The organism is Vibrio sp. CUB2 (assembly GCF_001557945.1).
Classification (GTDB): Bacteria; Pseudomonadota; Gammaproteobacteria; order Enterobacterales; family Vibrionaceae; genus Vibrio; species Vibrio owensii.
The window spans coordinates 99,524-110,836 of record NZ_LNRB01000010.1; the positions used below are offsets into that span (position 1 = coordinate 99,524).

Consider the following 11,313-nt stretch of genomic DNA (forward strand, 5'->3'; position numbering starts at 1 on the left):
AGAACGATGAAAAAACTCGCAACTCTTATCTCTGCTGCACTTCTTTCTTCAACCGTATCGGTAGCGGCGCACGCTCAAGATACAATGGCGATTGTAGTTTCTACACTGAATAACCCGTTCTTCGTAACGATGAAAGACGGCGCAGAAGCAAAAGCGAAAGAACTGGGATATGACTTGATTGTACTGGACTCGCAAAATGACCCGAGTAAAGAACTGTCAAACATCGAAGACCTAACGATTCGTGGCGTAAAAGCGATTCTGATTAACCCAACAGATTCAGACGCTGTGTCAAACGCGATTCGTATGGCGAACCGTTCTAAGATCCCTGTGTTGACACTAGACCGTGGTGCAAGTCGTGGTGATGTAGTGAGCCACATCGCATCTGACAACGTAGTTGGTGGCGAAATGGCTGGTCACTACATCATGGAAAAAGTAGGTGAGAAAGCGAAAGTTATCCAACTAGAAGGTATTGCAGGTACGTCTGCGGCGCGAGAGCGTGGTGAAGGTTTCATGACAGCAGTTAAGGGCAGCAACATGGAGCTACTAGCAAGCCAACCTGCTGATTTTGACCGTACTAAAGGTCTGAACGTAATGGAAAACTTGCTTGCAGCTAACCCAGATGTTCAAGCGGTATTTGCTCAGAATGATGAGATGGCACTTGGTGCGCTTCGCGCAGTTCAGGCATCAGGTAAAGACGTAATGATCGTAGGCTTCGACGGTACCGACGATGGTATCGCTGCAGTTAACCGTGGCAAGCTAGCAGCGACTATCGCACAGCAACCAGATCTTATCGGTGCGTTGGGTGTAGAAACTGCAGCGAAAGTATTGAAAGGCGAGAAGGTTGAGGAGTACATTCCTGTTCCGCTTAAAGTCGTGACTAAGTAAGCTTAGCGCCTGACTCAGTGATTCTTCTTTGTTGAAGATAACGGAATGACCCAATGAATGTGTTGGGTCATTCCAAACAACGAAAGCGGTACGTTAGAAAATTAAAACTTACTGAATCGTAATACGCTTACGTTTTTTCAAAGAGCGTAAACCTATTACTCCTGTTCAAATATAAAGGGTTCAATCAGAACCGAGGATAACCGTATGAATAAGTTAGTGGTGTTAGGTAGTGTAAACGCTGACCATGTTCTTCAAGTGCCTTCTTTCCCTCGCCCAGGCGAGACGCTGCATGGTCGCAACTATCAAGTTATCCCAGGTGGCAAAGGTGCCAACCAAGCTGTGGCGGCAGCTCGATTAAACGCAGACATCGGCTTTATTGCGTGTGTGGGTGATGATTCATTCGGCATCAACATTCGCGAGAACTTCAAAATGGATGGCATCGACATTACTGGCGTGAAGATGCAGCCAAACTGCCCAACGGGCATTGCCATGATTCAAGTGGCGGACAGCGGCGAGAACAGCATTTGTATCTCTGCAGAAGCCAACGTAAAGCTGACTGCGGAGGCGATTGAGCCCGATCTAGAGCGCATTCGTCAGGCTGATTACTTGTTGATGCAACTAGAAACGCCAATGTGCGGCATCGAGAAAGCAGCACGAATCGCGAAAGATGCCAAAACCAACGTGATTCTTAACCCTGCACCAGCTCGCGAGCTGTCAGATGAATTACTGTCTTGCATCGATGTGATTACACCAAATGAAACGGAAGCGGAAGTGCTAACAGGTGTGACGGTAACGGACGATGACAGTGCACAAGAAGCGGCGAACATCCTGCATTCGAAAGGCATTGAAATTGTAATGATCACGCTCGGTGCGAAAGGAGTGTGGCTGAGTCAAAACGGTCGTGGTGAAATCATTCCTGGCTTCCGCGTAGAGGCAACAGATACCACAGCGGCGGGCGATACTTTTAATGGGGCATTAGTCACTGGTTTATTGGAAGACTTACCTTTAGAATCAGCGATTAAGTTTGCCCACGCAGCAGCAGCGATCTCAGTAACTCGCTTTGGCGCGCAAACCTCCATTCCAACCCGTGAAGAGGTTGAGGAGTTTCTGGCTCAAAAGTAGGGCCTGTTGACCTTTCGAGCTGATTTTTGCAGCGATTTGTGGGCAGTTTATACAAGGCAGAGGCTTTGAAATGTAGTTGGCCTACCTGATAAGCCGATAACGAAGTAGAAATAAGCCACAAATGCTGCCCGAAGGGTTCGGCTAAAAGCGTTTTACTCTTTGTTGAGAGGTATGTGCTTAGGATGACTAGGCTACAAACCTCTCGTCGCGATTAAAACGCTTTTATCTCGAACAAAACTTAACCACGAAAGAACAACAGACCCTAAAATCAAGGAGTAATAACATGGCAACGATGAAAGACATCGCAAAACTGGCAGGGGTTTCCACTTCAACTGTGAGCCATGTTATTAACAAAACTCGCTTTGTCAGCGAAGAGATCTCGGAACGAGTCAGCAACGCTGCCAAAGAACTCAATTACTACGCGCCGTCTGCTTTGGCGCGTAGCCTCAAAGTCAATCGCACCAAAACCATTGGTATGCTAGTAACCACCTCTACCAACCCATTTTTCGGTGAAGTCGTAAAAGGTGTTGAGCGCAGTTGCTACCATAAAGGCTACAGCCTGATCCTGTGTAACACTGAAGGCGATAACGAGCGCATGCGTGAATCTATCAATACGCTGTTGCAAAAGCGCGTTGATGGTTTGATTTTGATGTGTTCATCGTTAGAAGGGGAGCGTATTGATGTATTCGAACGTTACCCTGATATTCCAGTTGTAGTCATGGATTGGGGCCCAATGTTGTTCACCAGCGATAAGATTCAAGATAACTCGCTTCGTGGTGGCTATCTTGCAGCTAAATACCTTATCGACTGCGGCCACCAAGAGATTGGTTGTATTACAGGTCCACTAATCAAGCATCAAGCGCAAATGCGTTACGAAGGCTATAAGCGAGCGATGATTGAAGCTGGGCTTGAGTTCAATGCAAACTGGATTGTTGAATCTGACTTTGAATGTGAAGGTGGTTATCAAGCCTTCAAGAAGATGGCGGAACGTGGTCCGCTCCCAAGCTCGATTTTTGTCTCCAACGACATGATGGCAATGGGCGCAATTAACGCGGCTAACGAGCTAGGCATTAAAATTCCAGAGCAGTTATCTATTATTGGCTACGATGACATCCATATCGCCAAATTCATGTCTCCATCTCTGACAACAATTCACCAACCAAAATACCGTCTAGGGCAAGCCGCAGTCGAAACCTTATTGCGAAAATTGGATGATAAATCTGATGAAGCTCAGGTTGTACAGCTTGAACCTACATTGGTTGAGCGTAACAGTGTGAAGTGCCTCTCCGAATAAAGAAGTTATTCGTTCTCAATTAGTTATTTATCTAAACTTATAATGGTTAGCTTTCTGAATGGATTTAGAAAGTAAATGCCTTCTTTTTACATAATAAGCCCATCAAAGTGTGATTTTTTGCGCGTAAAGTGAAAGATATCGTGTAGAAATTCACAGGAAAGCTTATTATTAGAAGAGTCTATAAATAGATTTATAAATTATTGTGGTGAATGGAAATTTTTTATGTTTGTTAAGAGATACGCACAGTATTCAACCAAGAAACCGTGGTTTCATCGTATCAATGTAATGTTGGTATTGTTCGTATTTGTAGTCAGTGTTTATGAACTGCTCGCAAACGAAGAATTCGTCTACTTATCGGGTATTGCTTTTACGTTCATTGCAACTGCATTTTTTGCTTCTGCGTCATCTTTCAAAAAGCGCTATTTAGGGCATGAGTCGTAAGCGCCTTAGGGTGACAAGTGCCATCAAAGCACTTTAAAACAATTATTGATCTGATTTATGATCGGATACATCAAAGGGAGGACAAATGTCCTCCTTTTTGTTTGCTGCGAGGCAATAAGATGAGCGCATCCCAAGCACAATAATAAAGGACATCTTCATGGACCTATTTGCCCTGTTAGACATCAACAACACCCTTGTTAACATTCCTATTGGTGGTGGCTATGCAATGAGCTGGATTGAAGCCTTTGGTACGGTTTTCGGTCTGCTTTGTATTTGGTTTGCAAGCCAAGAAAAAACGATCAACTACTTGTTCGGTCTGCTGAACGTAACACTTTTTGCCGTTATCTTTTTCCAGATTCAGCTTTACGGATTGCTTCTGCTTCAACTGTTCTTCTTTTGCGCCAACATCTATGGCTGGTATGCATGGACAAGACCAAATGCACAAGGTGAGATACTTGAGGTGCGTTGGTTAAGCAAACAGAAGCTGATTGCGACAGGTTCAGTAAGCATTGTTGCGATTGCGATGTTAACGATTTACATCGACCCATTCTTCTTTGCGTTGGCTAACATTGCCGTTGATACGCTAAATGTGTTCGGTGCAGGTTTGTCTGAACCAGTCTTAGAACCAGATGCTTTCCCATTCTGGGATACAACCATGACAGTGCTTTCTATCGTGGCGCAAATCTTAATGACACGTAAGTACGTTGAGAACTGGATTCTTTGGGTCGTAATCAACATCATCAGCGTTGGTATTTACGCGACACAAGGTGTGTACGCAATGTCGGTTCAATACGCGATTCTCATGTTCATCGCAGCAAACGGCACAAGAGAGTGGGCACGTAGCGCAAAACGCAACGGTGGGAAGACCCTAACTCAAGCGACAGCTCAAGGTTAAGCCAATGATGAAACAACCTCATATTGGTGTAGACAGTACTCAAATAGCGCCTCGAGTGATCGTCTGTGGTGAGCCAGATCGAGCAAACCGTATTGCCGCGTTGTTTGATAACGCAGAACTGGTCTCTGAAAACCGTGAGTATCGCGTTTTCACTGGCGCATACAAAGGTCAACGCGTATCTGTTTGCAGTACAGGTATCGGAGCACCTTCGATGATCATTGCGGTGGAAGAGTTAAAGCAGTGTGGTGTGACAGATGTGATTCGAGTGGGTTCTGCTGGCGCGATGCAATCTGGCATTCAACTTGGTGAGTTGATTGTGGCTGAAGGCGCCTTAAGAGACGAAGGTGGCTCGAAAGCGTACGTTCGCTCTTCGTATCCGGCTTACGCAAGCTTTTCGTTATTGAAAGCGTTGGACAGCTATTTAGCCGAAAAAGAGGCGCGCTATCATTTAGGTGTGGTTCGTTCCCATGACAGCTTCTATACCGACGACGAAGAAGCGATCTGCGAGTACTGGAACAAGAAAGGTATTCTCGGTGCGGATATGGAAACCTCGGCTTTGTTTACTGTCGGTCGACTGCGTGGTCTGAATGTCGCCTCCATTCTGAACAATGTGGTTTTGTATCAGCAGGATGTGAAAGAAGGCGTAGGGCAGTACGTCGACGAAGCGCAAGTGATGATGGAAGGGGAGCGTTTAGCGTCTTACGCTGCTCTTGAAGCCTTAATTACACAGAGTTAACCAGATCACAGCTTAGTCAATTTTATAAGCGGCACCTTGGTGTCGCTTTTTTATTGGCTGTCATCAAACGATTCTAGCGAGTACAATCTATTTGAGATTGTTGTCATTAAAGAGAAACTCACGTGAAAATAAGCCCTTATCCGACTGGACGTTTCAAAAGCTTTCTAGAACAGAAAAGTGCTGAGTTTCGTGACTTAATCTATCAATGCCAAATCGGCAGTCGATACTTTGACTCTGGTGAAGAGATCCTTCGCCAAGGTGAACAACTTCAATATCTTTATGTTGTGCCAGTTGGTCGAGTTTCGATGAGCATCATTGCTGCTAATGGACGACGTTTCCAGCTGGGCGAAGCCAATTGCGATTATCACATCTATGGTGAAATGGAGTACTTCACCCAAACGCCTTGCCAATGGAATGTGGTAGCTGATGAACACATGCAAGTGGATATCATCTGTATTCAAAAACTGACTGAGGCGTTGCATCAACAACCTGACATGATGTTCTTCTTTGCCTCTGCTTTGGCGGAGGATTATCAGGATTCAATGGACATCTACACCAATCGCTTGTTACACCCAATTACTTACAACATCGCTTATGATTTGTTGGTGCAAAAACAGACTAATACCTTGTTGGGTGGATTTGGCAAAGTAAACCAAGAAGCCGAAAGATTTGGCACTTCGGGGCGTGTTTATCGCCGAGCGGTGAAAGATTTAATGGAAAAGGGTTTGATCAGAAAGGGCGAACAGGGGCTAGAGATTGTTGATGAACTTGCACTAAAAGCGTTTCTTGACGCCTACGAGTAGCCCGCACGATTCCATTTAAAAAAAAAGCTGCGGGCTATCTGGTTTATCTGTTATTCAATCAGAACAATGTGTGTTTATTCTGATTTAAAAACACAATTTTTAGCAAAATCAGACGCTTCGTTTGCTGTCCATTCGCCTTTTGGCTTTTCTTTCATGTCGTTACACCATGCTTCACTACCAACTTCAGTACAAGCCATCAATTGTGCAGCGACAAATAAAACCAATGCTAACTTCTTCATTATCTAGTCCTTTCTAGTGAGTCATTTAAACCTAGTATAAACATTCACTGAGCTGATAAATATCAAAATGACAACTTTGCGCTTACCGTCTCAAATTCGATATCTGTATGGTGTAATTTGTTGATTTAATAAGCCTATTTAGAAGTGTAACGAATGTAAAGTTATTGAATAATTGGTTGAATGCCTGTTTGAGTAAGGATATATTGCGAATGCGCATGATAACGGATCTCATTAAGGCTTGAAAATGGAAAAACTCGTCAGTGCGGCAATTCTTTCGCTGCTTATAATTTCACCTTCTTTTGCTGCAACCGTCAAAATTGACCATTACATGGGAACGACAGAAGTTGAACAATCCCCCAAACGAGTGGTTGTGATTGGCTTTGGCCCACTCGATATGCTGGATAGTTTTGGCATCGATCCAGTAGCGGTATCGAACGCCTCCCATCTTCCAAAGTACTTATCTAAATACAGCAAGACCTATTACACATCGGCAGGTAGTCTTTTCGAACCAGACTTTGAAACCATCTACATGCAAAAGCCGGACTTGATTTTGGTTGGTCCTCGCGGTTCGTCTAAATACGATGAGTTAAGTGAAATAGCACCAACAGTTGTGCTCGCATCAGGTGAAAACGAAGGCTACTGGCAGGGCACAAAAGCGCAATGGCGCAACGTTGGCAAGATCTTCAATATAGAAGAAAAGGTTGAACAAAAAATTGAAAACCTGGATGCACAGTTCAAGGCGATTCGTGATTACAACCAAACCAACAATAATGATGCACTCACAATTCTAAGCATTGCTGACAACATCAGTGCATTTGGTGCGAAATCTCGTTTTGGCGCGATTTACTCAGATTTTGGCTTTTCAGAGACTGTGGAGAATCTCAAAACGGGCACACATGGTGACGTCATTTCTTATGAGTTTATTCGCGAAGCCAACCCGAAAAACATCCTCGTTATTGATAGAAACGCACTTCACGCAAAGTCTGACAATGACCTTGCTAAATCGCTTGATAACGATTTGGTTAAAGCGACTTCTGCATACAAGAACAAGAAAATTACCTTCCTAGATGTTGATGCTTGGTACTTAGCTATGTCGGGTGTGACTGCAACGGAAAAGATGGTGAGTGAAATTAAACACACGATCGAACTTTAAGCCAAGCTAGCAGAGGTTAACTTTGAAAAAGTTATTGCTTGTTCTTGTTGCTCTAAGCGTCGCGTCGTTGTTTGTTGGGGTGGGAAATATGACACCCCAACAGTTGTTTTCGGGTGATGCAAAAGCACTAGAACTCTTCTTCACTAGCCGGATTCCGCGCCTATTTGCGATTCTGCTTGCTGGGGCCGGGCTAAGTATCGCTGGATTAGTGATGCAGCAAATTAGCCAAAACCGATTCGCTGCGCCTTCAACAACAGGCACGATTGAGTGTGCCATGCTTGGTTACGTAATGAGTGTGGTGTTTTTTGGTAGTGGCGAACAGCTTTGGCTTGTCTTTGGTGTCTCTATTCTTGGCACTTTAATGTTCGTTCAGTTCATTCAGCGTATCCAATTTAAAAGCGTCGTATTTGTGCCGCTCGTGGGCATCATCTTTGGTAACGTTGTTGACGCTGTCACTACTTTCATTGCCTACAAATACGATGCACTACAAAGTCTGTCTGCGTGGAGCGTGGCAAACTTTGCCAACATTTTGCGCGGTGATTTTGAGCTGCTCTATATCGCTGTCCCCGTCGCCCTTTTAAGTTACTTGTTTGCGGCACGAATTTCTGCGGTTGGTATTGGTAAAGACTTTGCAGTAAACCTTGGTCTTAACTACCAACAAGTGGTGACATTAGGTGTACTTTTGGTGTCGGTAATGTCAGCCAGTGTGGTGATGATCGTTGGTCAACTGCCGTTTCTTGGACTTATCGTGCCAAACTTAGTCAGTTACTTCTACGGTGATAACCTCAAACGCAATATCCCGCTTACTGCCATGTATGGAGCGTTCCTTGTTTTAGCGTGTGACCTGGTTAGCCGAGTGATCATTTTCCCTCATGAAATGCCTATTTCAATTGTGATCAGCATCTTGGGTGGTGTGGTGTTTATCGCGATGTTGTTACGAGGTAAGCAAAGTGCGTGATTCCAAGAAACTGATCTTATTGGCAGGCATTGCGCTGCTTTTTGCATTTTTGTTTATTGGTATTGGCTTAACAACAGATAACTACCAGTACTTTTTGTCGCGACGTGTACCTAAAGTGTTAGCCATGGTATTGGCAGGTATTGCGATTGCTCAATCTTCATTGGTGTTCCAAACCATTACCCATAACCGGATCCTCACCCCTAGCATCATGGGATTTGATGCGTTGTATGTGTTGACGCAAGTTCTGGTTGTTTTGTTGTTTGGTGGTTTAAGCGCTCTCGTTCTGAATGTTTACATCAACTTCTCGATTGCGGTATTGGTGATGGTAGGCTTTTCGCTATTGCTGTTTGGATTTTATTTTTCAAAAGGCGGGCGTAATCTCATCACTTTGCTGTTGGTTGGGCTGATCTTTGGGCAGTTGTTTAGCAATATTGCGGTGTTCTTCTCTCTTCTGATGGACCCAAATACCTTTGCGTTTGTGCAATCTAAACTGTATGCCAGTTTCAACAATGTGAAGGTGAACTTGGTGTATCTAAGCTCGCCAATATTGTTCATCGCTTGTTGGTTGTTGTATCGCATGCATCACACCTTAGATGTGTTTTGGCTCGACCAGGACAATGCTAAGAGTCTAGGGGTTGATGTCCCTAAAGTGACGCGCAACGTCTTCATTCTCTCCGCGCTCCTCATTGCCATCTCGACCGCGCTTGTCGGCCCTATCATGTTTTTTGGATTGTTGGTGACAAACTTAAGTCGTGAGATGTTCCGCTCCTACCAGCATCGTACCCTGTTAATAGGCTGCTCATTGATGGCAATTTGTGCCTTGTTGTCGGGGCAATGGATTATAGAAAACGTCTTTTCATTTGAAACGACGTTGAGCGTAGTGATTAACTTTATTGGCGGTATCTACTTCTTGTATCTATTGCTGAAAAACAAAGTCGTATAAACATGATTATTATAGATAAACTAACGAAAGCATTTGGTCCCAACAAAGTGGTTGATGAGGCCGATACTCAATTTGAAAAAGGGAAAGTAACGTCAATTATTGGCCCTAACGGAGCAGGGAAGAGTACGTTACTATCAATGGCGTCGCGATTGACTGAGCGTGATGGTGGTAGCGTTATGATCGACTGTAAAGAGATTGCTGAATGGGACACCAAAGAGCTTGCAAAAAAGCTGGCGGTACTGCGCCAAGCAAACACAATTACGATGCGTTTTACCGTAAAAGAGTTGGTCTCATTTGGACGATTCCCTTATTCGAAAGGTAACCTAACCAAAGATGACCATGCGTTAATCGACCAAGCTATCGACTACTTAGATCTGAAAGAAATTCAAGATAAATTCTTAGATGAATTGAGTGGTGGTCAACGACAGCTGGCCTTTATTGCAATGGTAATTGCCCAAGATACGGATTACGTTTTTCTCGATGAACCATTGAATAACCTTGATATCAAGCACTCACTACAGATCATGAAAGTCGTTCAACGTCTTGCGCACGATATGAACAAAGCCATGGTGGTGGTGATTCATGATATTAACTTTGCTGCGTGTTATTCCGACGAGATCCTTGCCCTCAAGAAAGGGAAAGTAGTGGCCAGTGGTAAAGTCGAAGAGGTGATTCAGTCTTCAACGCTAGAGGATATCTACGAGACTCCGTTCAATATCATTGAGCTTAATGGTAAGCGTATGTGTACTTACCATTAAAGTTATGTTCTATCGACCAAAATTCCGTTAAAGCGGAGCTCAACAAAACAATAGCCCAGCAAGGTAAAGTAGAAACAGTGACGGGTTTACTTGGTGAGCTCGTCCATGATCGGACAGCGGCTCTTTGCATCCCCAGGACATGAAGAAACCCAGCCCTCCAACTGCTTTTTAATCTCCACTAAGTGGGCAATTTTTTGCTCCACTTCATGAAGTTTGTCCATGGTTCGTGCTTTTACTTCGCTACTTTTGCGGTTTGGGTTGTGTGCCAATTGCACGAACTCTTTGCATTCTTGTAATGAGAAACCGGCGTTTTTTGCTCTGGAAACAAGGTTTAGCTCTTGGATGTGTTTTTCAGAATATTCGCGATAGCCGGAGTCGCTGCGAGCTGGTGACGAAATGATGCCTTTGTCTTCGTACATACGAATCGATTTAGAAGACAATCCTGTGAGTTTTGCAACTGCACCAATATTCATGATGACCTCTGTGTTTCAGATAACCTTTCTCGCGAGTATAACGCTAAGTGTTGGTGTTCAAAAACGACTTTAATGCTGTTTTTCGTCTGTCGATTCGGTGGGTTAAAAATTTGGCAAACAAAAAAGCCCGTAAGCATAACACTTACGGGCTTTCTAAAATCGTTTTAACTAGGCTTCTTCAGGCGCTAGGCTTTTTTTTTCCTGCTGCATTTTTGCAAGGAAGTACACGTTAACACATGCAATAAAGCCGTTTGTTAGTACTACTGGCCATGAATCAATCATCAAACCGTACGCTGTGAAAAGTGCACAGCCGATAAAGTTAAGGATACGAAGCTTAACGATATCTTTCATAGTTAGTGAGATAGCAACCATGATAGAAGCCGCGTAGCCTAGAATCTCAACCATGTTCATTTCCATTATTTGACCCTCTTAAATCTGCCGAATTTTGTCGGTACCACTTCTTCTCATCTTGAGATTAACGAGGAAGCTCCATGCCTCGAATGGTCTTTTTCGTTTTGATGGGTGCACTATAGCAATGGAAAAACCGTGATGAAAGCCTCAAATAAAGGTTAAGAGAAGGTTAGCGATTACGCAAACGTTTAGGAGAGAAATT

General features: G+C 44.0%; 14 protein-coding genes. 11 read left to right on the forward strand and 3 right to left on the reverse strand.

What is annotated here, in order from left to right; all coding sequences use genetic code 11:
* The first annotated feature begins 6 nt into the window (after positions 1-6).
* The 7 genes from rbsB to ATB78_RS17200 all read left to right on the forward strand — a co-directional run bounded on the left by rbsB (position 7) and on the right by ATB78_RS17200 (position 6,176).
* Positions 7-885: a ribose ABC transporter substrate-binding protein RbsB gene (gene rbsB, locus ATB78_RS17170; RefSeq protein WP_009704137.1), complete on the forward strand. Its 879-nt coding sequence runs from the start codon at positions 7-9 to the stop codon at positions 883-885.
* A gap of 204 nt (positions 886-1,089) precedes the next feature.
* Positions 1,090-2,007 (forward strand): ribokinase, encoded by a 918-nt coding sequence (gene rbsK, locus ATB78_RS17175; RefSeq protein ID WP_061009448.1) that lies wholly within the window; start codon positions 1,090-1,092, stop codon positions 2,005-2,007.
* Positions 2,008-2,290: 283 nt separating this feature from the next.
* On the forward strand, positions 2,291-3,301 hold the full coding sequence (locus tag ATB78_RS17180) for a substrate-binding domain-containing protein (RefSeq protein ID WP_054824544.1): 1,011 nt from the start codon (positions 2,291-2,293) through the stop codon (positions 3,299-3,301).
* 222 nt (positions 3,302-3,523) lie between these two features.
* The gene (locus ATB78_RS17185; RefSeq protein WP_033005155.1) at positions 3,524-3,742 is read left to right on the forward strand and encodes a hypothetical protein; all 219 of its coding nucleotides are present in this window, start codon (positions 3,524-3,526) and stop codon (positions 3,740-3,742) included.
* Positions 3,743-3,899: 157 nt separating this feature from the next.
* Positions 3,900-4,637: a nicotinamide riboside transporter PnuC gene (gene pnuC / locus ATB78_RS17190; protein ID WP_061009450.1), complete on the forward strand. Its 738-nt coding sequence runs from the start codon at positions 3,900-3,902 to the stop codon at positions 4,635-4,637.
* A 4-nt stretch (positions 4,638-4,641) separates the two neighbouring features.
* A complete protein-coding gene (locus tag ATB78_RS17195; protein WP_061009452.1) occupies positions 4,642-5,373 on the forward strand; it encodes a nucleoside phosphorylase in 732 nt (243 codons plus the stop codon).
* A 122-nt stretch (positions 5,374-5,495) separates the two neighbouring features.
* Positions 5,496-6,176: a Crp/Fnr family transcriptional regulator gene (locus ATB78_RS17200; protein WP_005437794.1), complete on the forward strand. Its 681-nt coding sequence runs from the start codon at positions 5,496-5,498 to the stop codon at positions 6,174-6,176.
* A 74-nt stretch (positions 6,177-6,250) separates the two neighbouring features.
* Here the strand turns inward: ATB78_RS17200 and ATB78_RS28555 are convergent, their stop codons facing one another.
* The gene (locus ATB78_RS28555) at positions 6,251-6,415 is read right to left on the reverse strand and encodes a DUF3012 domain-containing protein (RefSeq protein WP_081096617.1); all 165 of its coding nucleotides are present in this window, start codon (positions 6,413-6,415) and stop codon (positions 6,251-6,253) included.
* A 244-nt stretch (positions 6,416-6,659) separates the two neighbouring features.
* On the opposite strand from ATB78_RS28555, the gene ATB78_RS17205 reads away from it, so the two are divergent.
* From ATB78_RS17205 to vctC, 4 genes are read left to right on the forward strand one after another with little or no spacing between them, the layout of a single operon-like run.
* Positions 6,660-7,568 carry a siderophore ABC transporter substrate-binding protein gene (locus tag ATB78_RS17205; protein WP_061009454.1) on the forward strand — a complete coding sequence of 303 codons (909 nt, stop codon included), beginning with the start codon at positions 6,660-6,662 and terminating at the stop codon, positions 7,566-7,568.
* Positions 7,569-7,590: 22 nt separating this feature from the next.
* Entirely contained in the window at positions 7,591-8,526 is a 936-nt protein-coding gene (gene vctD, locus ATB78_RS17210; RefSeq protein WP_045379770.1) for an iron chelate uptake ABC transporter permease subunit VctD, read from the forward strand.
* Entirely contained in the window at positions 8,519-9,469 is a 951-nt protein-coding gene (vctG, locus tag ATB78_RS17215; protein WP_061009456.1) for an iron chelate uptake ABC transporter permease subunit VctG, read from the forward strand. Before vctD ends, vctG begins: the two co-directional genes overlap by 8 nt.
* Positions 9,470-9,471: 2 nt before the next feature.
* Positions 9,472-10,227 carry an iron chelate ABC transporter ATP-binding protein VctC gene (gene vctC / locus ATB78_RS17220; RefSeq protein ID WP_045403161.1) on the forward strand — a complete coding sequence of 252 codons (756 nt, stop codon included), beginning with the start codon at positions 9,472-9,474 and terminating at the stop codon, positions 10,225-10,227.
* 86 nt (positions 10,228-10,313) lie between these two features.
* Here vctC and cueR read toward each other — a convergent pair whose 3' ends face one another.
* Positions 10,314-10,700 carry a Cu(I)-responsive transcriptional regulator gene (cueR, locus tag ATB78_RS17225; RefSeq protein ID WP_005431823.1) on the reverse strand — a complete coding sequence of 129 codons (387 nt, stop codon included), beginning with the start codon at positions 10,698-10,700 and terminating at the stop codon, positions 10,314-10,316.
* Between the two features lie 168 nt (positions 10,701-10,868).
* Positions 10,869-11,117, reverse strand: a complete 249-nt coding sequence (locus tag ATB78_RS17230) for a YgjV family protein (RefSeq protein ID WP_005431786.1) — start codon at positions 11,115-11,117, stop codon at positions 10,869-10,871.
* Positions 11,118-11,313: the final 196 nt, after the last annotated feature.